Origin of the sequence: Pseudomonas sp. SED1 (genome assembly GCF_034044025.1) — a bacterium.
Taxonomy (GTDB): domain Bacteria; phylum Pseudomonadota; class Gammaproteobacteria; order Pseudomonadales; family Pseudomonadaceae; genus Aquipseudomonas.
Window position 1 is genome coordinate 78,182 of sequence record NZ_JAXCIS010000023.1, and the last position, 23,225, is coordinate 101,406.

Here is a 23,225-nt window from a genome sequence, read left to right on the forward strand (position 1 = left end):
ATTGTTCGATGTTAATCGAACTATGGTGTTAAGCGATAGCCCTGTTATCATTCGCTTCATGCGAGCCTTCAAACACCCCAATGCCGAAGACCTGATTCTCGAACGCGTGCTCTACGCGTTAAGTGACCCTGTTCGGCTTGAAATCGTTCGCTGCCTGGCGGGAGTTACCGAGGCCACCTGCGGCGAGCTGGACGGCGGACGGCCGAAATCCAGCGTCTCCCATCACTTCCGGGTATTAAGGGATGCGGGGCTTGTACACACCCGCAGTGTGGGCACGACCCATATGAACTCGTTGCGCACTGATGTAATGGACAGCCGGTTTCCAGGGCTGGTCCAGGCGATCCTTTCCCAGCAGTGAGCATGCCCGCTGCGGTGGCGCCTTTTACGGCGCCGGCCAGCGCTACAGGCGAAATGTCTTGCGACTGTTTTGCACTACCAGCAGCGGCAGCCCGGTGATTATCGTGCATGACTTTACGGTTACGCGACGCCGGGAACCCGCCTTGAACAACACCCACTCCTTTTCCATGCGCACGATGCTGCGAAGCGCCGCCTTTGCGATCATTGCCCTTCTATTTGCCAATAGCGCCATCGCCGAATCGGCCATGCCTTTGGGCCAGAAATCGTTCGAGTCATATCGCCTCGATACCTTGCAATGGCTGCGGGAGCATCGCGACTTCCAGGGCACCGACAGGGAAGCCGAACTCAACTGGAACGCGCCGCAGGAATGGCGCCCGGCGGGAACAGCCAAACGCGGGATCATTCTCGTGCACGGCCTGGGCGACTCTCCGTGGTCGTTCCACGATATCGGCAGCGCACTGGCTGCCCGCGGCTTCCTGGTGAGGACCGTGCTGCTTCCCGGCCACGGCACACAACCGGCCGACATGCTGCAAGTACGTATGGAAGACTGGCGCCGGGTGGTGGACGAACAGGCCGCGATACTTCGCGCGGAAGTGGGCGAGATTTACCTCGGTGGCTTCTCCACCGGCGCCAACCTGGTTCTTGACTACGCTTACCAACACGACGACGTCGCCGGTCTGCTGCTGTTCTCCCCCGCTTTCCAGTCCAGCATGACCTACGACTGGCTGACGCCGCTGATCAGCTGGGCACGCCCGTGGCTGCTGGCGCCAGACGCAAGCCGGCCACAACAGAGCCTGGTGCGCTACATGACCGTCCCCACCAATGGCTTCGCCCAGTTCTACCGCAGCAGCCGGCTGGCCCGCCAGGACCTGGAGCGTCGTCCCTACGATAAGCCGGTGTTCATTGCCGTCGCAGCCCACGACTCAGTGCTCGATACGAACTATGTGCTGGAGACCTTCCAACAGCGCTTCAGTAACCCCCACAGCCGCTTGGCCTGGTACGGAACACTGCCGGAGAGCGCCTGGGACACACAGCGGGTAAAAGCGCGCACCGACTACGTGCCGGAACTGCGGATCAGCCAGTTCTCGCACATGGGGTTGCTGTTCTCACCCGACAACGCGCTCTACGGCGAACAGGGCAGCCTGCGGTTTTGCTGGAACGGCCAGACGGAAGACGCCACCCGCGCCTGCGAGCAAGGGTCAGAGGTGTGGTATTCGGACTGGGGTTATCGCGAGCCGGGCAAGATGCACGCGCGGTTGACGTTCAATCCGTACTTCAACTGGCAGCTTGGGCTGATTGATGAGGTGCTGGGTAACCTGGCTCTGGCGAGCGAGAGCGTTGGACGCTGAAACCCTTTCACATTCCTTTCACAGATGAACACCTATGGTTTGCCTGCTCCTGGTGAAACCCTAAAGCCCGCGCCCCCATCGCGGGCTTTTCTTTGCCTGTGATTTTAGTCAGGCAGCGCCAAAGCGGTACGCCTTCATAAATGGCATGCAACGGCGTTACCCTGACTGCTTTGCGCCCAGGCTAAAGATCAGCGCCAACATGCGAATTCAAAGACCTCCTGCCGTGGACCATCTGGATATCTCCCTGCGACAACTGGAGCGATCAGATATTCCTGCGTGGTATGCCCTCAAGAGCACGACCCTCGCGGCGCGGATTTGAGAATTCACTTGGGAAATGCCCTCCTACCTAGACAGCTTTCGTATCAATCTGCCACCATCGCTCCCTCTAATTATTTCAAGGATTGAATCATGGCGGGAAGCAGAACCATCGGGATCGTTCTAGCAGTGGGCTTGGGTGGACTCGTGCTTAAAGGGATGCTCGACGCACCTGCAACGCCCACATCTTCATCTGCCTCTCAGCATTCATACTCCAGCACCCCAGCAGCTCCAACCTACCCAGATAGCTCCATCAGCTACGCACAAGCCAACGCAGAAGTAGGGTGCAAAAGCACCTACAGCGACCAGAAGAAAGACGACATTTTTAACGCAAAGTACAAAGACCACTGGATGACATGGAGCGGCCAAGTCGTGCTGCTGGAGTCCGACGAAGTTTCATTGAACGTAGATCACGTAGGGACGCAAGACTTGCAGGTTCAATTTGCAGACAAACAGGCTGGATACAACCTCTCCAAAGGCAAAGAGCTGAAAGTCCGATTCCTGATGAAGAGTGGAGGCGGGTGCTTCCTGCCATTCGGCGGGCGAGAGGCAACGGTTATTCGATAGCCCATCGGCGCCTCTGGCTGCTCACCGATTACTTTGGACGTAGCAACCGAAGATTGTTCCTAGAGTGCGACCCTGCTATGGCGGCAGTGGTGATTTTCCGCCATAAACGCCTATTTGGGCAGCACTCGACTTCGATCTACTTTTCAGCACCCGCTTTGCTGACGAGACCGTGAATAGCCTTTTTTGCCTGCTCTAACTTTTGCTGCTTTGCCTTGGCCGCTAATTGCTCGTCAAGCACTAATTCGATCCCCATTTTGAGGATAGGGAACGCTGACAGGCATTCTTTTTCAGTCAACTCATGCAAGCCTTGGCTGAGAATCTTGTACATCGAACGATTTTCCACAAGGAAGTCAGGGAGGTGCCCTGCAAGCAGTTTTATCCGATCAGCCATACGCCCGTTGAGGTACGCATCATCATCCCAGCCATCTTCTTTTTTCGCGTTTTGGTACGCAGCATCGACAAGATTCTCAAAAATTCGTCTTAAGTAAACAAACGAGCCGACGCCCACGCCATGAGCAGCCAAACCAATGGCTTTAGTGAATTCTCTGAAATCCTCTGTGGATAGCACAGCAGCGTACTGACGCACATCGAACGTATTGAGATCGGCAAGGGACGGATACTGCCCGATCTTCTGCACATTCCTGCCCTCCACGTCGAACAGAAAGAACAGCTTGTGATCCGCGTCCCTAGAGCATTTCAGTATGACGGCATAACGCTTGCTCCCCACCCATCCTGCGGAATAACCGGGAATGTCGGCAAGGTTATTCTGATGGAAAATGCTGTGTGCGTTACATCCTGGGCAGTACGTGTCGATTGGCTCTTGGGAAAAGAATACGTTCCACCCTTCTTGGTCATGCTCCTCAGCAAACGTGAATTCTTCATAGAGGGGGTAGTCGATGCAAAACTCTTTCTTCGTTGGTGGTGCGTTGTTTGCGGTCATGCGGGCTGGCTCTGAGTGGCTGAAAGGCCATCATAGTATATCGGCGCCATCAGACTACGAGGGCACCACAAGCGAGCGATTGGAGTTAAGTCCAATCCGTCTGACGGCAGCACGATCTACATCCCACGCCAAACGTATGACTTACGTCTGCTGGGCAGCGATTCGGATTAAACTGGGTCGAGACAACTTGTTAGGGAATGAATATGAGTGAAGCGTGGAACCTGCAAGCGTTACGGGCACAGGTCAAGATTCGCCTGCCTGACACAAGCGACAGGCTTGTTCAGGTCATCAATTCCCTTGGTCGATCACGTGGTATCTTTGAGTACCATAAGTGCCTCGCCCGCGATGCGTTCACTGCATTCAACGTCGAAAATGACCCGCACGGATTAAAGTTTGCAGAGCGAATATTCGGGTGCAAGGACGATGATGGTGTCGTTCATAACGCTGGCCTAATCAGTGAAGCCAACCTAATAGCCTGCGTTGCAATCACCTGCAATTCGTACGATAGCTTTGGGCAATTACTGAATGCCGTTGTGGTGCCCGTGCCCCTCACAGGCAATTTCTACATCCACAACGTCAGAGACGCCCTTCCGGCTGGAAAGCTTAGAGATCGCCTGAATGACGCCCTCACGTCAGAGTGGTTTGGATACACACACGCCTTCATGAACATGGTCAAGTATTATCAATTGATTGTTCACAATGTCGATCTCACTCATAGATGATAACAGTGGCGGCAGGTCCAGGGCTTTAAGCACAAGAAGAAAGACTACCCTGCGTGCTGGGTTCGAGAGGCGCTAGAGGGAACCGTAGAGTTTCAGAATTCGTTAGGTAACTGCGGTTTAATGCCGAATCGTCTCTACCTCGGAGAAAGCTCTACAGAAACTGGGATTGGTATGTAGAACCGGCTTAACGATTGATGCAAATCACTACAGCAGGGCTGGACACTGAAAGTTAGCCGTCGGGACTACTTTCCGTCATCCCAAGAGTTGAGATATGCAGCAATGACATCGCCATGGCACGCTGCAGGTTTACAATGGCAGGCAATCACCTTGCCCCGAACGATATCAAGGTTTTTCTCAAGATCGTTGGATGCTTTGAGCATTCCGTTCTCAAAGTCATATTTAAACTTTCGGATGACTTCATCCCTGTCGCCGTCCACCCCCATCTGATAGGGATTTCCCCAGATGGTTCCTCTGCCGATGTATACCTCGTATTTGTCGCCTCGGTCCTTGTTCACTACTAATGTCAAGTCCAAAACGATAGTACGGTATGGTATACCAAGATCAAACACCCGTTGCTTCATCGTAAAATAGGAATCACGATCTTCGAAGAATACTGCGTGTGTCGACTCCTCTATCGCGTGTTCTGCTTTATCAAAAAACTGTGCGATGAATCCATGTGTCTCGCAGAACTTTGAAATATATCCATTCACATCTTCGTTGTACGCAACGCGAAACTCCCGACTTTCAAGAATGCGACCAAGCTTTCTTTCGAACTTGGCGTAGCAGAGAAACTCAGCTGGATATACGATGAAGACTGTTTTCACGTTAGATGCTTCACTTCAAATTTCAGATTCGGCCACTGTGACTGCAAGTACTCAACTACTAACCTTCTGTGGCATTGATGAGGCAGATGCTCGCTGCACAACAAGCATGTCCCGTCCAATGATTCCGGCGTCAGGATTTTTTCGATTTTCCTTTTTGCCATAAGTTCCATAAATTGGTCAGCATATTTATCCCAAGTGATCTCTTTCTGCTGATATGGTTTCAACATCTGTTTGGTGGGTGCGAGATCAGGCTCGTGCCTGTAGTCGACATTGCAGATTTCTGAAAGAAAATATTTCAAATCTTCTTTTTTTGCAAACCCAGCCAACTGGGAAACGTTGTTGAGTCTAACATCAATCAGCTGCCTGCAATGCGAAAGCTGGATAAGAGAAAAGAAGGTTGCAGCCTTCTTTTCGGTAAATCCAATAGTGGATATTTTCATTTTGCCCTCGCCAACTCAGAATACTGCCGCAATAAGTTTGTACGCGTAGCCTTCGAAGGCTTCGCCTAGACTTATTGTTAGGAAGTCGGTGCTAATATCATATGTGCCCGCCTTATCGAAATGCTGCTCAAACTTCGGATCAGTGATCTTCAGTTTATACTTCCCGTCATTGTAGACGAATTCGCCCCGAACCTTGCGCTTTTCGTCAATGAACTCGACGTGCGTAATGAGTTTGGTAACGGGAATCAGGTAAAGGGAGTCATCTTGTTGGGGCAGTTTCGCTACAGACACTCGGTCATTCAGTCCTTTGGATGAGGCTAAGCATGTATTCGTCCAAAGACTGGCGGGCGTATCAACTAACTTAGCCAGAATCTCCTTGGGCTGCTTCTCTTTTCCCGCAAGCTTCCAGTGGCTGGGTTGCAAGATCAGATGATTTTCTGATTGGAATCCACCTGTTTCTTGCCCTGTGAACTCAGCCGTAACGTAGTCCAAAACCACAGCACTGTACCCGTCAGGGTATTTGCGTTGTTCGTTGGTGATCGCCGAATGATCTCCCGGCGTAACCGGTCTGATCCAGTCTCCGAATGTGCCGTTGATCAACTCCTTTCCGGCGACACAGCGACCATCAGGTTTGCGAGAACAAGCCAGACAGATGAATGTCTTCGAATACGACATGGGAACCTTCCTTGGAATGATGGCAAATAGACTTCACTTGTACCCTCGAAAGGGTCACAACATCAAGCAGTCAATGAGTCAGAAATGCGAGAAATAGCCGCCATCACATCACGCGCCCACCAAGACCTCTCGACAACACAACGCCCCATTCCCTCCTGTGATATATAGAAAAATCACAGCTCAGAACAGGTCTTGTAGCCGTTCACATTGCCCAGTGTGAACGAACCCGATATTTTGTGAACGTTCTGATGAAATCCAAGACAACAAAAAAGGGCCCACCTTTCGGTGAGCCCTTCTAGACCGCCCAGCAGAGCGGATTTTGTTTGGTAGGCGCGATTGGACTCGAACCAACGACCCCCACCATGTCAAGGTGGTGCTCTAACCAACTGAGCTACGTGCCTGCTGTGAGGCGGCATTCTACGGAATTCCCGAGGGGTGTCAACACCTTTTTTGCAGCTAAGCCTATGAATATGCGAATTTTTTATTTGTGCGCGGCACGACAGTATTTTTCCGGTGGCTGGCAGCGGATTTTCAACTCAGGTAGGATCGGCGCACTCGTAAAAAATATAAAACAGAGGTTCCAGGATGGCGAACACCCCCTACCCCCAGTCGTATTACGCCGCGTCTGCGAATGCGGTACCTCCTCGCCCTGAGTTGCAAGGTGAAGTCGAAACCGATGTGTGTGTGATTGGTGCTGGCTATACCGGTCTTTCCAGCGCGCTGTTCCTGCTGGAGAACGGTTTTCGCGTAACGGTGCTGGAAGCCGCCAAGGTGGGGTTTGGCGCGTCGGGCCGCAACGGTGGGCAGATCGTCAACAGTTACAGCCGTGATATCGATGTGATTGAGCGCAGTGTCGGCCCCAAGCAGGCGCAGTTGCTGGGCGCGATGGCGTTTGAAGGCAGCAAAATCATTCGGGAGCGTGTGGCCAAGTATCAGATCCAGTGCGACTTGAAGGACGGCGGTGTGTTCGCAGCCCTGAACAGCAAGCACATGGGCCACCTGGAGTCGCAAAAGCGCCTGTGGGAGCGTTACGGGCACACCCAACTGGAGTTGCTGGATGAGCGCCGCATTCGCGAAGTGGTCGCCTGTGACAACTATGTAGGCGGCCTGCTGGACATGAGCGGCGGGCACATTCACCCGCTGAACCTGGCGCTGGGCGAAGCGGCGGCGGTGGAATCCCTCGGCGGCACGATCTACGAGCAGTCGGCGGCGATTCGCATTGAACGCGGCGCTAATCCGGTGGTGCATACAGCCCACGGCAAGGTCAGGGCCAAGTTCATTATTGTCGCGGGCAATGCTTACCTCGGGAACCTGGTACCGGAGCTGGCAGCCAAGTCGATGCCGTGCGGTACGCAAGTCATCACGACCGCGCCACTGGGCGATGAGCTGGCGAAGACGCTGCTGCCGCAGGATTACTGCGTCGAGGACTGTAATTACTTGCTGGACTACTACCGCCTGACCAGCGACAAGCGCCTGATTTTCGGCGGTGGCGTGGTGTATGGCGCGCGGGACCCGGCGAATATCGAAGCGATCATCCGGCCGAAGATGCTCAAGGCGTTCCCGCAGCTCAAGGACGTGAAGATCGACTACGCCTGGACCGGCAATTTCCTGCTGACCCTGTCGCGTCTGCCGCAGGTCGGTCGCCTGGGGGATAACATCTACTATTCCCAGGGCTGTAGCGGCCATGGCGTGACCTACACCCACTTGGCGGGCAAGGTGCTGGCGGAAGCACTGAGAGGCCAGGCTGAGCGTTTTGATGCGTTTGCCGACCTGCCACACTACCCGTTCCCGGGCGGGCAACTGTTGCGCACGCCGTTTGCGGCGCTGGGGGCCTGGTACTACGGGCTGCGGGACAAGCTGGGGTTCTAATCCCGGATCGCAGGGCTGCCTTGCCGGCCCTGCACACCATGCTCCTAGCCAAATCGCGGACACAAAAAACCCCGGTCTTTCGACCAGGGTCTTTGCTATCGATCCAACCAAGCCAGCGGCTTGCTTTGGCGTCTCAGGGCGTTCAGTGGGCCCTGGAACAGATATGGCGCAGCGGACGGGACTCGAACCCGCGACCCCCGGCGTGACAGGCCGGTATTCTAACCGACTGAACTACCGCTGCGTATCGCTCAGACTGCTGAAGTGTCACCTTCAACCGTCTTCAAACATCTGACTGATCAGCCTTGGCTGTTCAATCTCAAATCTGAAACATCAGACCTGGAAAATATGGCGCAGCGGACGGGACTCGAACCCGCGACCCCCGGCGTGACAGGCCGGTATTCTAACCGACTGAACTACCGCTGCGCGTCGGTGCAACCTTTAACGTTGCGTCTTGCCCGAAGGCAAAACTCTCAAGAAGTGGTGGGTGATGACGGGATCGAACCGCCGACCCTCTGCTTGTAAGGCAGATGCTCTCCCAGCTGAGCTAATCACCCTTTGCTTCGTTGAGGCCGCGAAATTTACGCAGGTAGCGGACCTAAGTCAATAGCCTGCTTGAAGTTTTTCTGAAAAAGACAAAATCACTTCAAGACCGTGACCCACCCTACTCGCTGTAAATCATCTTCTTGCTCATGCCACCGTCGACCACGAACTCCTGCCCCGTGACAAACCCGGCATTGCGCGACAGCAACCATGCCACCATCGCCGCCACGTCTTCCACAGTGCCTACCCTGCCCGCCGGGTGCTGGGCGTGATCGGCATCCGTCAGGGGCTCGGCACGGCGTGCAGCCGGGTCACGGGCATCGATCCATCCCGGGCTGACGGCATTGACCCGCACTTCCGGCCCAAGGCTCATGGCCAGCGCATGGGTCAGGGCCAGCAAACCACCCTTGCTCGCCGCGTAAGCCTCCGTATCCGGCTCCGACTGACGGGCCCGGGTCGACGCCAGGTTAACGATGGCACCACCATGGGCCCGCAGATACGGCGCACAGTGCTTGGCCAGCAGCATCGGCCCGCTGAGGTTGACCGCCATTACGCGGTTCCAGTAAGCCAGGTCGAGACTTTCCAGGGTGATGTTGCGTGGATCGGCCACCGCCGCATTGCACACCAGCGCATCCAGGCGCCCGAACTGGCCGAGCACCTCGGCCACGCCCAGGGCAACCTGCCGCTCATCCGCCACGTCCATGGTGATAAACCAGGCGTTGTCGCCCAGCACCTTGGACACCTTGGAACCGCGCTCGCGGTCCAGGTCGGTAAGCACCACCTGCCAGCCTTCGCTGATCAGCCAGGCGGCAATCCCCAAACCGATGCCCCGCGCCGCGCCAGTCACCAATGCGACGCGCCCGTTACTCGCGCCCGCCGCCTCCATGGACCACTCGATCACAGGGCAGCCAACCCACGGGCCAGATCGGCCTGCAAGTCAGTCACGTCTTCCAGGCCCACGGCAATGCGGATCAGGCTGTCGCGGATACCGGCCGCTTCACGCTCCTGCGGCGCCAGACGCCCGTGGGACGTGGTGCTTGGGTGCGTGATGGTGGTCTTGCTGTCACCCAGGTTGGCGGTGATGGAAATCAGGCGGGTTGCATCGATAAAGCGCCACGCGCCCTCTTTGCCGCCCTTGACTTCGAAACTCACCACCGCGCCAAAACCTCGCTGCTGGCGCTGGGCCAACGCGTGTTGCGGGTGGCTCTTGAGGCCAGCGTAGTGGACTTTCTCGATGCCGTCCTGCTGTTCCAGCCACTCGGCCAGGGCCTGGGCGTTGGCGCAATGGGCCTTCATCCGCAGGCTCAGGGTTTCCAGGCCTTTGAGGAAGATCCAGGCATTGAACGGGCTCAGGGTCGGGCCGGCGGTGCGCAAGAAGCCCACCACTTCCTTCATCTGCTCGCTGCGACCGGCAACCACGCCGCCCATGCAACGACCCTGGCCGTCGATGAACTTGGTAGCCGAATGCACAACGATGTCCGCACCCAGCTTCAGCGGCTGTTGCAGCGCCGGGGTGCAGAAACAGTTGTCGACGATCAGCATCGCGCCCTTGGCGTGGGCCACTTCGGACAATGCGGCAATATCCACCAGCTCAGCCAAAGGATTGGACGGCGACTCGACGAACAGCAATTTGGTGTTGGCCTTGATGGCCGCATCCCAGCCGGACAGGTCCGCCAACGGCACGTAGTCGACTTCAATGCCAAAGCGCTTGAAGTACTTCTCGAACAGGCTGATGGTGGAACCAAACACGCTGCGCGACACCAAGACGTGATCGCCGGCGCTGCACAGGCTCATGACCACCGCGAGAATCGCGGCCATGCCGGTGGCAGTGGCGACAGCTTGCTCGGCGCCTTCCAGAGCGGCGATACGCTCTTCGAACGCACGCACGGTAGGATTGGTGTAGCGCGAATACACGTTGCCCGGCACTTCACCGGCAAAACGCGCAGCGGCGTCGGCGGCAGTGCGGAACACGTAGCTGGAGGTAAAGAACATCGGGTCACCGTGCTCACCTTCCGGGGTGCGGTGCTGGCCGGCGCGCACAGCCAGGGTATCGAAAGCTACGCCATCGAGGTCGCTGTCCAAGCGACCGGCATCCCATTCCTGACTCATGCTCTACTCCTCAACTCGAATGCTTTAACGATTCAAACGCCCCAGGGATAACCTGTAGGAGCGAGCTTGCTCGCGAAGAGTTCAAGGATAACGCGCTCATTCAGAATGCCCGCGTTATCGTTGATGACCTTCGCGAGCAAGCTCGCTCCTACATTATCAGCCACCGGTATCAGGGCCAGTGTCTACTCAGTTGTTGTACAGATCGATGATCGCACTGACCGCCTGGGTCTTGATCTTCGAGGAATCGTTACGGGCCTGCTCGATCTTGTTCAGGTAGGCCTCGTCGACATCGCCGGTGACGTACTTGCCGTCGAACACCGCGCAGTCGAACTCATCAATCTTGATCTTGCCACCACCGACGGCCTCGATCAGGTCCGGCAGGTCCTGGTAGATCAGCCAGTCGGCGCCAATCAGGTCCGCAACGTCCTGGGTTGAACGATTGTGGGCGATCAGTTCGTGGGCGCTCGGCATGTCGATGCCGTACACGTTCGGGTAACGCACGGCAGGCGCGGCAGAACAGAAGTAAACGTTCTTCGCACCGGCTTCACGGGCCATCTGGATGATCTGCTTGCAGGTGGTGCCGCGCACGATGGAGTCATCCACCAGCATCACGTTCTTGCCGCGGAATTCCAGCTCGATCGCATTGAGCTTCTGGCGCACCGACTTCTTGCGAGCGGCCTGGCCGGGCATGATGAAGGTACGGCCGATGTAGCGGTTCTTGACGAAGCCTTCGCGGAACTTCACGCCCAGGTGGTTCGCCAGCTCCAGCGCTGCGGTGCGGCTGGTATCCGGAATCGGGATAACCACGTCGATGTCGTGATCAGGACGCTCGCGCAGGATCTTGTCCGCCAGCTTCTCGCCCATGCGCAGACGCGCCTTGTACACCGAAACACCGTCGATGATCGAATCCGGACGCGCCAGGTAGACGTGTTCGAAGATGCACGGGGTGAGTTTCGGGTTCAGCGCGCACTGACGGGTGTGCAGCTTGCCGTCTTCAGTGATGTAGACCGCTTCGCCTGGCGCCAGGTCGCGGATCAGGGTGAAGCCCAGCACGTCCAGGGACACGCTTTCGGAGGCGATCATGTACTCGACGCCTTCGTCGGTGTGACGCTGGCCGAACACGATTGGACGGATGCCGTGGGGGTCGCGGAAACCGACGATGCCGTAGCCGGTCACCATCGCTACGACGGCATAACCACCGACGCAACGGTTGTGCACGTCAGTCACGGCAGCGAACACGTCTTCTTCGGTCGGCTGCAGCTTGCCGCGCTGGGCCAGCTCGTGAGCGAACACGTTCAGCAGGACTTCGGAGTCCGAGTTGGTGTTGACGTGGCGCAGGTCAGATTCGTAAATCTCCTTGGCCAGCTGTTCAACGTTGGTCAGGTTGCCGTTGTGCGCCAGGGTGATGCCATACGGCGAGTTGACGTAGAACGGCTGGGCTTCGGCCGAGGTCGAGCTGCCCGCTGTCGGGTAGCGCACGTGGCCAATGCCCATGTGCCCGACCAGGCGCTGCATGTGGCGCTGATGGAACACGTCACGCACCAGACCATTGTCCTTGCGCAGGAATAACCGGCCGTCGTGGCTGGTCACAATACCGGCAGCATCCTGGCCGCGGTGCTGGAGGACGGTTAGCGCGTCATACAGCGCCTGATTCACGTTCGACTTACCGACGATACCGACGATGCCACACATGCGACGCAACCCCTACTTAATGAATCTTGACTGAACACAACTTACTGAGGCGTTTTGGCCGGCAAGAGGTGTTCCTTGAACGGAAGATCAGCGGGTACGCTGATCCCGCTGGCCAGCCACTGACTGCTCCACCCCAAAATGAGGTTTTTGGACCAATCTGCAACCAATAGAAATTTTGGCACGAGTACAGACTCCTGCCACCACGAATCCTGCTGTACCGGCCCCAGGCTCAACAGCCCGACCGCCACAACCACCAGCAAGCCGCCACGCGCGGCGCCGAAGGCCATGCCGAGAAATCGATCGGTCCCGGAGAGGCCGGTGACGCGTATCAATTCGCCGATAAGATAATTGACCATTGCCCCCACCAACAATGTGGCGATGAACATGATGGCGCAGCCCGCGATGACGCGAGCCGAAGGTGTTTCGATGTATCCGGCCAGGTAGACGGACAATGAACCGCCGAACATCCAGGCTACAACCCCTGCGATGATCCATGTCAGCAGCGACAATGCTTCTTTAACGAAGCCGCGGCTCAGACTGATCAAAGCGGAGATGGCGACGATTGCAACGATCGCCCAATCAACCCAGGTAAATGGCACAGTTCAGCCTACAGACGGATAAGGCGGCGCATTTTAGCAGAGCGCCGGGCTATCGGTAAGCTGTGATTGGCTGTGCATTTGAAATCAATGAGTTATAGGGGAATGGAAACCGACCTGTCGCGGCACACCCAAAACACCTGTGGGAGCGGGCTTGCTCGCGAAGGCGGTGGGCCAGCCAATAAATCTGCTGACTGATTCACCGCATTCGCGAGCAAGCCCGCTCCCACATTGACCGCACTCCAGCTTGAATCCTTGCAGCCTTAGCCTTTTTCAGGCTGGAAGCGAACCACAAAACCCTTGAGTTTTTGCTGGCGATCCAGCGAGTCACGCAGGCGATCCGCCTCGGCGCGCTCGATCAGCGGTCCGACAAATACCCGGTTCTTGCCGTCAGCACTGCGGATATAGGCGTTGTAACCCTGGCTGCGCAGGGTTTTCTGCAACGCTTCGGCGCTTTCGCGATTAGCCAGGCTGGCCAGCTGGATCGACCAACTGATCGGCAGGCCATTCGGATCAATGCGGCTTTGACCGACGTCTGGCTTGCCCGGTGCAGCCGGTTGCGGCGCCACAGGTTTTGGCGCTGGTGCCGGCGCAGCAGGCTTGGCCGCGACTGCCGGAGCAGCCGGTGCAGCCGGTGCAGGCTTCACCACCGGCACGCTCGGCTGAATCGGCATCGACGGCGCCTGCTGCGCAGCCACTTCGTCATCGGTCGGCACCGGCTCTTCTTCCGGCAGCGCCTGCGGCTCGGGAACCACCACCGGCTCAACCTGAACCTGAGGCACCGCGGGCGCCTGGGGCGCAGCGGGGGCCTCGACGGTCACCTGGCGCTGCTCGTCCTGGCGGGAAAACAGCATCGGCAGAAAAATCACCGCCAACGCCACCAGAACCAGGGCTCCAACCATTCGCTGCTTGTATGCGCTATCCAGTAATGCCATGTGCAGCTTCCTCCGTGGAGCGCCGGGCCAACCACTCGAGTGCCTCGGCAACACAATAAAATGATCCGAACAACAGAATCTCATCCTCAGGCGTCGCAACCGCACACTGGGCTTCCAGGGCGGCTGTCACGCTTGCATGGGACGTCACCGACGCGCCAAGGTTCTGCAACGCAACCTGCAACTCGACAGCGGGACGACTGCGGGACGTATCCAGCGGTGCAACCGCCCAGGCCTGGATGTCACCCAGCAATGGCGCAACCACACCGTTCAGGTCCTTGTCAGACAGCAACCCGAACACCGCGAGGCGGCGACCGACGGGCGGCGTACGTGCCAGGCGCTTGGCCAGGTATTCGGCGGCGTGAGGGTTATGCCCCACATCCAGCAGCAGGTTCAGGCGCTTGCCCTTCCAGTCGAAGCTGCGCCGATCAAGACGCCCCACCACACGAGTAGCCTGCAACGTAGCGGCAATCTGCTCCGCATGCCAGGGCAAATCCAGCAACAAATAGGCTTGCAGCGCGAGCGCGGCGTTTTCCATTGGCAGGTTCAGCAGCGGCAGGTTGCGCAATTCAACGGTTTGGCCGCGCGCATCGAGCCCGCGCCATTGCCAATGCAGGTCGCCAATCTCGAGATTGAAATCACGTCCACGCAGGAAGAACGGACAGTCCAGCTCGCGCACCTTGTCCAGCAAGGTATGCGGCGGATCCAGGTCACCGCACAGTGCAGGCTTGCCCTGGCGGAAAATCCCGGCCTTTTCATAGGCCACGGACTCACGGGTGTTACCCAGATAGTCGGCGTGGTCGACACCAATGCTGGTGATCAGCGCAAGGTCAGCATCTACCACGTTGACCGTGTCCAGACGCCCGCCCAGGCCGACTTCCAGCACCACCACATCGAGTTGCGCACGCTCGAACAGCCAGAACGCCGCCAGGGTGCCCATCTCGAAATAAGTCAGGGAAATCTCGCCACGCCCGGCATCGAGTGCGGCGAAGGCTTCGCAGAGTTGCTCGTCAGTGGCTTCGACACCATTGAGTTGCACCCGCTCGTTGTAGCGCAGCAGGTGCGGCGAGTTGTACACGCCGACCTTCAGGCCCTGAGCTTGCAGCAAGGCCGCGACAAAGGCACAGGTGGAGCCCTTGCCGTTGGTGCCGGTCACCGTGATCACGCGCGGCGCCGGCCGGCCCAACCCGAGGCGGGCCGCTACCTGTTGCGAGCGCTCCAGGCCCATGTCGATGGCTGACGGATGCAACTGCTCAAGGTAGGCGAGCCATTCGCCCAGGGTACGTTGGGTCATATGTTTGCAGGCACCGGCGGCACGATGATCGGCTCGATTTTAGGCGCAACGTACACAGGCGTCGGCAGGCCCATCATCTGGGCAAGCAGGTTGCCCAGGCGTGGACGCAGCTCGGAACGGGCAATGATCATGTCGATCGCGCCGTGCTCCAGCAGGAACTCGCTGCGCTGGAAACCTTCCGGCAGTTTTTCGCGAACGGTTTGCTCGATAACACGTGGGCCGGCGAAACCGATCAGGGCTTTTGGCTCACCGACGATCACGTCACCCAACATGGCCAGGCTGGCGGAAACGCCGCCGTAGACCGGGTCGGTCAGCACGGAGATGAACGGAATACCTTCTTCACGCAGACGCGCCAGTACCGCGGAGGTCTTGGCCATTTGCATCAGGGAGATCAGCGCTTCCTGCATCCGCGCGCCGCCGGAGGCTGCGAAGCAGATCATCGGGCAGCGGTTTTCCAGGGCGTAGTTGGCGGCACGTACAAAACGCTCACCGACGATGGCGCCCATGGAACCACCCATGAAGGAGAATTCGAAGGCCGAAACCACCACGGGCATGCCCAGCAGCTTGCCGCTGACGGAAATCAGCGCGTCCTTCTCACCGGTCTGCTTCTGGGCAGCGGTCAGGCGGTCTTTGTACTTCTTGCCGTCGCGGAATTTCAGACGGTCAACCGGCTCCAGGTCAGCGCCCAGTTCAGCGCGACCATCGGCGTCGAGGAAGATATCAATGCGGGCGCGGGCGCCGATACGCATGTGGTGGTTGCACTTGGGGCAAACGTCCAGGGTCTTTTCCAGCTCCGGGCGATACAACACCGCGTCGCAGGATGGGCACTTGTGCCAAAGACCTTCAGGAACCGAGCTTTTCTTCACCTCGGAACGCATGATCGAGGGGATCAGTTTGTCTACTAACCAGTTGCTCATGCTTTCTTTCTCCAGTACCGGTGGCTTGAACACAGCCCCGCGTATGCCCTTGAGCTAAATTCATATGTGGCGATGACACAAACTGGACGGGGTCAGACGTTCGACCTGCCATTTCCTGCCTGTGCCCTCAGCCTTCCAGACAACCTGCAGTGCAGGGTTGCCACTTCATTTCCGGGCCTCCCACAGGCGGCGCCGGGCTGTTTTACACAGTGGTAGTTATGGACGGCGGCAGACTGCCAGCCGTCACATCGTGCCACTGCTGTCGCGCACGGCCTGCATGAATGCGCGAATCTTTGCGTGATCCTTGATGCCTTTGGCCTGCTCTACCCCACCGCTGACGTCAACGGCGTAAGGCCGAACCTGCTGGATGGCGCTGGCGACATTGCCCGGATTCAGGCCGCCCGCCAGGATGATCGGCTTGCTCAGGCCTTCGGGAATCAGCGACCAGTCAAACGCCTCACCGGTGCCACCGGGAACACCTTCGACGTAGGTGTCGAGAAGAATCCCGCGCGCCCCGGTGTAGGCAGCGCATGCCGCAGCGATATCGTCGCCGGCTTTGACCCGCAACGCCTTGATATACGGACGCTGATAGCTCTCGCACTCATCAGGGCTTTCATCGCCATGGAACTGCAGCATGTCCAGCTGCACCGCATCGAGGGTTTCATTGAGTTCGCAACGGCTGGCGTTGACGAACAAGCCGACAGTGGTCACGAACGGCGGTAACGCGGCAATGATCGCCCGCGCCTGCAACACATTCACCGCCCGCGGGCTTTTGGCATAAAACACGAAACCGATGGCATCGGCCCCCGCCTCGACCGCCGCCAACGCGTCTTCTATGCGGGTAATCCCGCAAATCTTGCTGCGAACGGCAGACATGTCGATTAAACCTCAGGGCGTGTCCGAGAAAGTCCCGGATGGTAACAAATGCTTTTGAGGGCGTCAGCCGCCAAGTTCGCTGAAACCTGTGAGGAAGTGTGGCCCGATGAACCGCTGCGGCAACTCAAACTCGTCGCGGTACTCCACATCCACCAGGTACAGGCCGAACGGATGCGCCGTGACGCCGCCGGTGCGACGAATCCGGCTTTCCAGCACTTCCTTGGCCCACTCCACCGGACGCTCGCCGGTACCGATGGTCATCAGCACCCCGGCGATATTGCGCACCATATGGTGCAGGAAGGCACCGGCGCGAATATCCAGCACGATCATCTTGCCGTGGCGCGTCACCCGCAGATGATGGACTTCCTTGATCGGCGACTTGGCTTGGCACTGGCCGGCACGAAACGCGCTGAAATCGTGGATACCCACCAGATGCTGGGCGGCCTCAGCCATGCGCTCGGCGTCCAGGGGGCGGTGGTTCCAGGTAATTTCTTCGTTGAGATGGGCCGGACGGATCTGATCGTTGTAGATCACATAGCGATAACGCCGGGCAATGGCCTTGAAGCGCGCATGAAAATCCGCCGGCATCACCTTGGCCCAACTGACGCTGACGTCGTGGGGCAAGTTGATATTGGCGCCCATCACCCACGCCTTCATCGAGCGCTCGGCCTGGGTATCGAAGTGCACCACTTGCCCGCAGGCATGCACGCCGGCGTCGGTACGCCCGGCGCACATCAGCGACACCGGTGAGTCGGCGACTTTCGACAGGGCCTTCTCCAGGGTTTCCTGCACCGTCGGCACGCCGGAGGCCTGGCGCTGCCAGCCGCGATAGCGTGAGCCTTTGTATTCCACGCCCAGGGCGATTCTGAAAAAGCCTGCGGCCGCCATTTCGGCGGCCGCGTTATCTATATTTGCCAAGAACTGAGAGCCTGATGAGTTGCGCAAAGGCGGCCATTATAAGGCCGCGCGCCGAGCTTGGGGCTTTTTGTAGGAGCGAGCTTGCTCGCGAAGGTCGTTAACGATAACGCGCCCATCCTGGATGAACGCGGTGCCTGGGAGTTCTTCGCGAGCAAGCTCGCTCCTACAGGGGAAGGGATCAAGCCAGCCGGCTGAGCATTTCCTTGGCTTCGCCTTTTTGACCGTCGTCGCCTTCCTTAAGCACTTCGCCAAGAATGTCCCGCGCGCCATCGGCATCGCCCATGTCGATGTAGGCCTGGGCCAGGTCAAGCTTGGTCGCCACTTCATCGGTGCCGGAGAGGAAGTCGAATTCCGGCTCATCGCCACCCAATGCTGCGTCTGCCTCGGTGAAGGACGGCTCGATGGGCGGATGCTCCAGGCTTTGCGACAGGCGATCCAGCTCGGCGTTGACGTCGTCAAGTTCCGAGGCGAATGCATCCGGCTTGGCCGCGGCAGGTGCCTCGGGTTCGTCGGCCAGGGACAGGTCGAAATCTTCCGGCAGCTCGAGGTCGTCCAGGTCGGCTGGTGTCAGGGTCGGCGGCTCTACCGGTGGCTGGCCCTTCATCTGGTCTTCGAGACCGGAGAGGAACTCGTCGTCGGACTGGGTCGACGATGGCGGGTCGAGCTGCAGGTCCAGGTCGAAGTCCGAGAGGTCTTCCTCGCTGGCCTTGGCCTCGGTCTGCTGTTGCAGCACCGACTCAAAGCTCAGGTCGTCCGACGCTGGCTTGACCACGGCCGGGGAAGCGGCTTCCAGATCGTCCAGGCTCAGGTCGAAGTCGGTATCAAACGCGTCAGGTTCCGGCGCAGGAGCAGGCGGCGCAGGTTCGTCCTTGAGCAGGTCCTTGACGTATTGGGCGTCGAGGGCGGCCGCAGCAACGGCAGCGCTGACGCCAGCCGCGAGCACGGCCATGGCCGGGAAGCGACTTTTCAGCTGTTCAACCTGGGCATGGTTGTCGCCATTGGCGACCAATTGGCGCTCCTGGGTGACAAACCCACCCTTGTTGCCCTGCAAACCGTGGACTTCCATCAGTTTGAGGCGCAGGTCGCTGCGGGCTGGCTCTTGCTTGATCGCATCTTCCAGTACTTCAGCGGCCTGGTTCAGGTGGCCACGGTCGATGTGCGACTGGGCTTGAGCCAGGGCGTCGGCCGGGCGCTCAGCAGCAACAGGAGCGACAACCGGTGCAATCACCGGAGCAACCACTGCTGCCGGAGCTGGAGCTGGAGCCAGCTTGACGTTCGGCGGCGGCACATCAAGGCCTTCGAAACTGTCGGATGGCAGATCGTGATCAATGTTCGGCGCAAATTCCGGCTCTTCAGCCAGGGCCCGCGCCATGCGCAGGTGCTTTTCTTCTTCAAGGCGCGCATTGCGATGACGCGCCCACAGCAGCAGAAGCAACAGCACCAGCAAACCCGCCGCGCCGCCGATCACGCCGAGCACAATCGGGTTGGTCAGCAGGTCGTTGAATTTACCTTCGGTGGTAGCAGGCACCGCGTCAGCCTTGATCGGCGTCTCGACCGGCGCAGCCGCGGGGGTTGCCGCCGGGGTTGCCGCAGCCGGCGCGGCCGGTTGTGCAGCCACTTCAGCCAGTATCGCGGCCGTGGCAGCAGGCTGCGCCGCAGCGCCACCTGGGGTCTGCAGCTTGGCCAATTGATTGTTCTTGAGCTCGATCAGCCGCTGCAGTTTGTCCAGCTGACTTTGCAGGTCAGCCATGCGGCTTTTCAGTTCTTCATTCTCGCGACGGGTCGAATCCAGGCTTTCCTGGGTCACCGCCAGCTTGTTGTTCAAGGCCCGGCTATCACCAGCCCCGCCCTTCACGCCTTTCTTGGCGGCTTCGGCGGAAACCAGGCTCAAGTTGTCCTTGGTATTGGTCTGCGCAGGTGCGTTACCGGCCTGGGTACGCTTGGTGGCGTCGAGTTGCGCCTTGCCGGCGGGCTGATTGGCGCCGCGACGCCCCTCGCGCCACGCCGCATTTTGCGCAGTCACTTCAGCAACCGCCTGGGGCTGCGGCAGGCTGGTGCTTTGCCCAGAATCTGGCAGGCGCAGGACATGGCCGGTTTTCATGCGGTTGATGTTGCCGCCGACAAAGGCATCAGGGTTCAGTGCCTGAATGGCCAGCATGGTTTGCTGCACCGAGGCGCCGTTACGGTTCTTCGCGGCGATTTCCCACAAGGTGTCGTGGGAAGTTGTGGTGAGTTCCTTGGGCTTGGTGACTGGCGGAGCCGACGTCACAGGCGACGTCAGGCGCGGTGCAGGTGCAGGCGCGCCGGCCGTCGGGGTCGACTGGTCGAACTTGGCCGGGTCCAGCAACACGCTGTAGTCGCGCATCAGGCGGCCGTTGGGCCATTGCACCTGCAACAGGAAACGCACATAGGAATCAGGCAACGGCTGGCTGGAGGTGACACGCACCACACTGCGGCCGTTCGGGTTGACCACCGGGGTGAAGGTCAAGTCATTCAGGAAAGCCTGGCGATCAACGCCCGCATCCACAAAGGCCTGGGACGAAGCGAGGCTGGGGGTGATCTCGGAGGCGGTCAGGCCACCGACGTCAAGCAACTCGATCTCCACCGACAGCGGCTGGTTCAGCTTCGACTTGAGAGTCATCTCCCCAAGTTGCAGTGCTTGCGCCATACCGGAGGACAGCGCCGAGGCGGCCGCTATTGCTAACACCAGTTTGCGAACTTGAACCATAGCCTCATCCTTTTTGAACACTCCCCGGCCTGCGAGAAGGGTGGTAACCGCTGCCATAAGGCATGGCGAGCCGATAGGTCACCGACGCGCAATCTTTCCAGCTTGGGGCCAAGCATAGCGCTTGGCTAGAATCAATCTACAAATTGCCGCCAAGTATCTTTTACACAAGGCCTTTTATCAACAACTGCGCCAGCTGTACGGCGTTAAGTGCGGCGCCTTTGCGTACGTTATCTGACGTCAGCCACACATTTAGTTCCGCCGGGTCATCGACACCGGCACGCACCCGGCCAACGTAGACCACGTCCTGACCGACCGCATCGCCAACCGCTGTGGGGTAATCACCCTCTTCCACCAGCTCGACACCCGGCGCCGAGTCCAGGGCAAGGTTGACGGCGGCAAGATCGACCGCCGCCCCCAATTGCAGTGACACAGTCAGGCTATCGCCAAAAAACACCGGGGCTTGAACGCAGGTTGCGGAAATCTTTAGCAAAGGCATTTCCAGCACCGCGCGCAATTCGTGCACCAGGCGCTTTTCCAGGGCAGTGTGGCCTTGGGCGTCAGGCTTGCCGACCTGGGCCAGCAGGTTGAAGGCCATCTGCCGATCGAAAAATTTTGGCTCCAACGGGCGCACGTTCAGCAATTCGGCGGTCTGCCGGGCGAGTTCGGCGACCGCTTCACGGCCCTGGGCGGAAACAGCGAGATTGGCCGTGACGCTGACGCGCTGGATATCCAGCAAGCCGCGCAGTGGCGCCAGCACCACGGCCAGGGCGGTGGCCGATGGGCTTGGGCTGCTGACCTGATAGGGCCTTTTCAGGCCATCCAGGACGTGGGCATTGGCTTCCGGAACCACTTGCGGCGCCTGATCGGCCGGCAAGGCGCCGGACAGGTCGATCAGCGTGCAGCCAGCGGCGGTGACGCGCGGGGCAAAACTCAAGGTGACCGCAGGGCCGGCGGCGAAGAACACCAGCTGGACTTTGCTGAAATCAAATTCGTCGACTTCCCGTACCCGCACGTTCTTGCCCCGAAACGGCACCGAATGCCCGGCCGACTCGCTGCTGGCCAACAGGTGCAGGTTGCCTACCGGGAAGTCCTGCTCTTCGAGGATCTGCACCAGGGTTTCGCCAACGGTGCCGGTAGCGCCGATCACGGCAATATCAAAGGTCTGGGTCATGGGGGCTGCCTCGGGCATTGCGGGGGGAGCGGCACTTTACCGGGTGGTTGGGGGTGAGGCAATTAACCTGGGGGTTGTGGTGTGGCTGATGGCCTCTTCGCGAGCAAGCCCGCTCCCACATTCGACCGAGTTTCTTCAGTTGAAATGCGATCAAATGTGGGAGCGGGCTTGCTCGCGAAGAGGCCCGAGCGCGCAATAAAAAACCCGCGCCTGTCACCAGAGCGCGGGTTTCCAATTACCAGCAGCGATTACCGCTCCAGCAAGATCCGCAGCATGCGACGCAACGGCTCAGCCGCGCCCCACAGCAGTTGGTCGCCAACGGTGAACGCGCCCAGGTACTGAGTCCCCATGTTCAGCTTGCGCAGACGGCCAACCGGCACATTCAGGGTACCGGTCACCTTGTTCGGGCTCAGTTCCTGGATGCTGATATCGCGGTTGTTCGGCACCAGCTTGACCCAAGGGTTGTGCTGGCTGATCAGCCCTTCGATATCGGCGATCGGCACGTCTTTGTTCAGCTTGATGGTCAGCGCCTGGCTGTGGCAACGCATGGCGCCGATGCGCACGCAGATACCGTCCACCGGGATCGGGCTCTTGAAGCGACCAAGGATCTTGTTGGTCTCGGCCTGGGCCTTCCACTCTTCACGGCTCTGGCCGTTAGGCAGTTCCTTGTCGATCCACGGGATCAGGCTACCGGCCAAGGGCACGCCGAAGTTCTCGGTCGGGTAGGCTTCACTGCGCATGGCTTCAGCCACACGGCGGTCGATGTCGAGGATCGCGCTGGCCGGGTCAGCCAGTTGATCGGCAACCGCAGCGTGGGTCGCGCCCATTTGCTTGATCAGTTCACGCATGTTCTGCGCGCCGGCACCGGAGGCCGCCTGATAGGTCATGGCGCTCATCCACTCCACCAGGCCGGCTTCGAACAAGCCGCCCAGGCCCATCAGCATCAGGCTGACGGTGCAGTTGCCACCGATGTAGTTCTTGGTGCCTGCGTCCAATTGCTGGTCGATCACCTTGCGGTTGACCGGGTCCAGGACGATGACCGCGTCATCCTGCATGCGCAGGCTGGAAGCGGCGTCGATCCAGTAACCCTGCCAGCCGGCTTCGCGCAGCTTGGGGAAGACTTCGCTGGTGTAGTCGCCACCCTGGCAGGTCAGAATGACGTCGAGGGTCTTCAGTTCTTCAATGTTATAGGCGTCCTTGAGCGGAGCAATGTCCTTGCCCACAGACGGCCCTTGACCACCTACATTGGAAGTGGTGAAAAACACCGGCTCAATCAGATCGAAATCCTGCTCTTCCAGCATCCGCTGCATGAGCACGGAACCGACCATACCGCGCCAACCGATCAGACCTACACGTTTCATCGCAACTACACCTTGTTCAAAAGTGGGCCGCCT

At 58.9% G+C, this 23,225-nt stretch carries 21 protein-coding genes and 4 tRNA genes; 5 read left to right on the plus strand and 20 right to left on the minus strand.

The genetic code is table 11. The features are described 5' to 3' along the window. Nucleotides 1–22: 22 nt before the first annotated feature. The 3 genes from SNL23_RS03315 to SNL23_RS03325 all read left to right on the plus strand — a co-directional run bounded on the left by SNL23_RS03315 (nt 23) and on the right by SNL23_RS03325 (nt 2,588). Nucleotides 23–358: an ArsR/SmtB family transcription factor gene (locus SNL23_RS03315; protein ID WP_010175700.1), complete on the plus strand. Its 336-nt coding sequence runs from the start codon at nt 23–25 to the stop codon at nt 356–358. A 175-nt stretch (nt 359–533) separates the two neighbouring features. Next, a complete protein-coding gene (locus SNL23_RS03320) occupies nt 534–1,706 on the plus strand; it encodes an alpha/beta hydrolase (protein WP_412104150.1) in 1,173 nt (390 codons plus the stop codon). A 408-nt stretch (nt 1,707–2,114) separates the two neighbouring features. After that, on the plus strand, nt 2,115–2,588 hold the full coding sequence (locus SNL23_RS03325) for a hypothetical protein (RefSeq protein WP_318301598.1): 474 nt from the start codon (nt 2,115–2,117) through the stop codon (nt 2,586–2,588). 136 nt (nt 2,589–2,724) lie between these two features. On the opposite strand, the gene SNL23_RS03330 is transcribed toward SNL23_RS03325, so the two are convergent. Next, nucleotides 2,725–3,528: a short-chain dehydrogenase gene (locus SNL23_RS03330; RefSeq protein WP_318301599.1), complete on the minus strand. Its 804-nt coding sequence runs from the start codon at nt 3,526–3,528 to the stop codon at nt 2,725–2,727. A 203-nt stretch (nt 3,529–3,731) separates the two neighbouring features. Between SNL23_RS03330 and SNL23_RS03335 the strand changes: the two genes are divergently transcribed. Next, on the plus strand, nt 3,732–4,250 hold the full coding sequence (locus SNL23_RS03335) for a hypothetical protein (protein WP_318301600.1): 519 nt from the start codon (nt 3,732–3,734) through the stop codon (nt 4,248–4,250). 242 nt (nt 4,251–4,492) lie between these two features. Here SNL23_RS03335 and SNL23_RS03340 read toward each other — a convergent pair whose 3' ends face one another. The 4 genes from SNL23_RS03340 to SNL23_RS03355 all read right to left on the minus strand — a co-directional run bounded on the left by SNL23_RS03340 (nt 4,493) and on the right by SNL23_RS03355 (nt 6,590). After that, nucleotides 4,493–5,074, minus strand: coding sequence for a DUF4326 domain-containing protein (locus tag SNL23_RS03340; protein ID WP_318301601.1), 582 nt, complete (start codon nt 5,072–5,074; stop codon nt 4,493–4,495). After that, on the minus strand, nt 5,071–5,514 hold the full coding sequence (locus SNL23_RS03345; RefSeq protein ID WP_318301602.1) for a DUF488 domain-containing protein: 444 nt from the start codon (nt 5,512–5,514) through the stop codon (nt 5,071–5,073). Before SNL23_RS03345 ends, SNL23_RS03340 begins: the two co-directional genes overlap by 4 nt. 15 nt (nt 5,515–5,529) lie before the next feature. Then, a complete protein-coding gene (locus SNL23_RS03350; protein ID WP_318301603.1) occupies nt 5,530–6,189 on the minus strand; it encodes a dual OB domain-containing protein in 660 nt (219 codons plus the stop codon). A gap of 324 nt (nt 6,190–6,513) precedes the next feature. Continuing rightward, a tRNA-Val gene (locus SNL23_RS03355) sits at nt 6,514–6,590 on the minus strand. 184 nt (nt 6,591–6,774) lie between these two features. Here SNL23_RS03355 and SNL23_RS03360 point away from each other — a divergent pair. Then, nucleotides 6,775–8,058 carry an NAD(P)/FAD-dependent oxidoreductase gene (locus SNL23_RS03360; RefSeq protein ID WP_318301604.1) on the plus strand — a complete coding sequence of 428 codons (1,284 nt, stop codon included), beginning with the start codon at nt 6,775–6,777 and terminating at the stop codon, nt 8,056–8,058. A gap of 164 nt (nt 8,059–8,222) precedes the next feature. Here the strand turns inward: SNL23_RS03360 and SNL23_RS03365 are convergent. The 15 genes from SNL23_RS03365 to asd form a co-directional block, all read right to left on the minus strand. Then, nucleotides 8,223–8,299, minus strand: a tRNA-Asp gene (locus SNL23_RS03365). A gap of 105 nt (nt 8,300–8,404) precedes the next feature. Continuing rightward, nucleotides 8,405–8,481 (minus strand) — tRNA-Asp (locus SNL23_RS03370). Nucleotides 8,482–8,536: 55 nt separating this feature from the next. Beyond that, nucleotides 8,537–8,612, minus strand: a tRNA-Val gene (locus SNL23_RS03375). Between the two features lie 107 nt (nt 8,613–8,719). Further along, nucleotides 8,720–9,484, minus strand: a complete 765-nt coding sequence (locus SNL23_RS03380; RefSeq protein WP_083676665.1) for an SDR family oxidoreductase — start codon at nt 9,482–9,484, stop codon at nt 8,720–8,722. 11 nt (nt 9,485–9,495) lie between these two features. Then, nucleotides 9,496–10,707 carry an O-succinylhomoserine sulfhydrylase gene (locus SNL23_RS03385; protein ID WP_076014696.1) on the minus strand — a complete coding sequence of 404 codons (1,212 nt, stop codon included), beginning with the start codon at nt 10,705–10,707 and terminating at the stop codon, nt 9,496–9,498. Nucleotides 10,708–10,893: 186 nt separating this feature from the next. Further along, nucleotides 10,894–12,399 (minus strand): amidophosphoribosyltransferase, encoded by a 1,506-nt coding sequence (gene purF / locus SNL23_RS03390; RefSeq protein ID WP_017478807.1) that lies wholly within the window; start codon nt 12,397–12,399, stop codon nt 10,894–10,896. Nucleotides 12,400–12,440: 41 nt separating this feature from the next. Then, a complete protein-coding gene (locus SNL23_RS03395; RefSeq protein ID WP_003212681.1) occupies nt 12,441–12,998 on the minus strand; it encodes a CvpA family protein in 558 nt (185 codons plus the stop codon). 260 nt (nt 12,999–13,258) lie between these two features. After that, the gene (locus SNL23_RS03400) at nt 13,259–13,930 is read right to left on the minus strand and encodes an SPOR domain-containing protein (RefSeq protein WP_201142511.1); all 672 of its coding nucleotides are present in this window, start codon (nt 13,928–13,930) and stop codon (nt 13,259–13,261) included. Further along, nucleotides 13,914–15,221 carry a bifunctional tetrahydrofolate synthase/dihydrofolate synthase gene (folC, locus tag SNL23_RS03405; protein WP_076014698.1) on the minus strand — a complete coding sequence of 436 codons (1,308 nt, stop codon included), beginning with the start codon at nt 15,219–15,221 and terminating at the stop codon, nt 13,914–13,916. The genes SNL23_RS03400 and folC overlap by 17 nt, the downstream gene beginning before the upstream one ends. Next, nucleotides 15,218–16,138, minus strand: coding sequence for an acetyl-CoA carboxylase, carboxyltransferase subunit beta (gene accD, locus SNL23_RS03410; protein WP_076014699.1), 921 nt, complete (start codon nt 16,136–16,138; stop codon nt 15,218–15,220). The genes folC and accD overlap by 4 nt, the downstream gene beginning before the upstream one ends. A 243-nt stretch (nt 16,139–16,381) precedes the next feature. Next, the gene (locus SNL23_RS03415; RefSeq protein WP_318301605.1) at nt 16,382–17,014 is read right to left on the minus strand and encodes a phosphoribosylanthranilate isomerase; all 633 of its coding nucleotides are present in this window, start codon (nt 17,012–17,014) and stop codon (nt 16,382–16,384) included. Between the two features lie 63 nt (nt 17,015–17,077). Beyond that, complete coding sequence (gene truA / locus SNL23_RS03420) at nt 17,078–17,902, minus strand: tRNA pseudouridine(38-40) synthase TruA (RefSeq protein WP_017478802.1); 825 nt, start codon at nt 17,900–17,902, stop codon at nt 17,078–17,080. A 208-nt stretch (nt 17,903–18,110) separates the two neighbouring features. Beyond that, nucleotides 18,111–20,660, minus strand: coding sequence for a FimV/HubP family polar landmark protein (locus tag SNL23_RS03425; RefSeq protein WP_318301606.1), 2,550 nt, complete (start codon nt 20,658–20,660; stop codon nt 18,111–18,113). A 160-nt stretch (nt 20,661–20,820) separates the two neighbouring features. Next, nucleotides 20,821–21,831 (minus strand): aspartate-semialdehyde dehydrogenase, encoded by a 1,011-nt coding sequence (locus SNL23_RS03430; protein ID WP_318301607.1) that lies wholly within the window; start codon nt 21,829–21,831, stop codon nt 20,821–20,823. A gap of 248 nt (nt 21,832–22,079) precedes the next feature. Further along, nucleotides 22,080–23,192, minus strand: coding sequence for an aspartate-semialdehyde dehydrogenase (gene asd / locus SNL23_RS03435; RefSeq protein ID WP_010175747.1), 1,113 nt, complete (start codon nt 23,190–23,192; stop codon nt 22,080–22,082). Nucleotides 23,193–23,225: the final 33 nt, after the last annotated feature.

Bases quoted from the DNA above. Each gene is read 5' to 3' on its own strand.
- SNL23_RS03315 (WP_010175700.1), top strand. From the start codon at position 23: ATGGTGTTAAGCGATAGCCCTGTTATCATTCGCTTCATGCGAGCCTTC.
- SNL23_RS03320 (WP_412104150.1), top strand. From the start codon at position 534: ATGCTGCGAAGCGCCGCCTTTGCGATCATTGCCCTTCTATTTGCCAAT.
- SNL23_RS03325 (WP_318301598.1), top strand. From the start codon at position 2,115: ATGGCGGGAAGCAGAACCATCGGGATCGTTCTAGCAGTGGGCTTGGGT.
- SNL23_RS03330 (WP_318301599.1), bottom strand. From the start codon at position 3,528: ATGACCGCAAACAACGCACCACCAACGAAGAAAGAGTTTTGCATCGAC.
- SNL23_RS03335 (WP_318301600.1), top strand. From the start codon at position 3,732: ATGAGTGAAGCGTGGAACCTGCAAGCGTTACGGGCACAGGTCAAGATT.
- SNL23_RS03345 (WP_318301602.1), bottom strand. From the start codon at position 5,514: ATGAAAATATCCACTATTGGATTTACCGAAAAGAAGGCTGCAACCTTC.
- SNL23_RS03350 (WP_318301603.1), bottom strand. From the start codon at position 6,189: ATGTCGTATTCGAAGACATTCATCTGTCTGGCTTGTTCTCGCAAACCT.
- SNL23_RS03360 (WP_318301604.1), top strand. From the start codon at position 6,775: ATGGCGAACACCCCCTACCCCCAGTCGTATTACGCCGCGTCTGCGAAT.
- SNL23_RS03380 (WP_083676665.1), bottom strand. From the start codon at position 9,484: ATGGAGGCGGCGGGCGCGAGTAACGGGCGCGTCGCATTGGTGACTGGC.
- SNL23_RS03385 (WP_076014696.1), bottom strand. From the start codon at position 10,707: ATGAGTCAGGAATGGGATGCCGGTCGCTTGGACAGCGACCTCGATGGC.
- purF (WP_017478807.1), bottom strand. From the start codon at position 12,399: ATGTGTGGCATCGTCGGTATCGTCGGTAAGTCGAACGTGAATCAGGCG.
- SNL23_RS03400 (WP_201142511.1), bottom strand. From the start codon at position 13,930: ATGGCATTACTGGATAGCGCATACAAGCAGCGAATGGTTGGAGCCCTG.
- folC (WP_076014698.1), bottom strand. From the start codon at position 15,221: ATGACCCAACGTACCCTGGGCGAATGGCTCGCCTACCTTGAGCAGTTG.
- accD (WP_076014699.1), bottom strand. From the start codon at position 16,138: ATGAGCAACTGGTTAGTAGACAAACTGATCCCCTCGATCATGCGTTCC.
- SNL23_RS03415 (WP_318301605.1), bottom strand. From the start codon at position 17,014: ATGTCTGCCGTTCGCAGCAAGATTTGCGGGATTACCCGCATAGAAGAC.
- truA (WP_017478802.1), bottom strand. From the start codon at position 17,902: ATGGCGGCCGCAGGCTTTTTCAGAATCGCCCTGGGCGTGGAATACAAA.
- SNL23_RS03425 (WP_318301606.1), bottom strand. From the start codon at position 20,660: ATGGTTCAAGTTCGCAAACTGGTGTTAGCAATAGCGGCCGCCTCGGCG.
- SNL23_RS03430 (WP_318301607.1), bottom strand. From the start codon at position 21,831: ATGACCCAGACCTTTGATATTGCCGTGATCGGCGCTACCGGCACCGTT.
- asd (WP_010175747.1), bottom strand. From the start codon at position 23,192: ATGAAACGTGTAGGTCTGATCGGTTGGCGCGGTATGGTCGGTTCCGTG.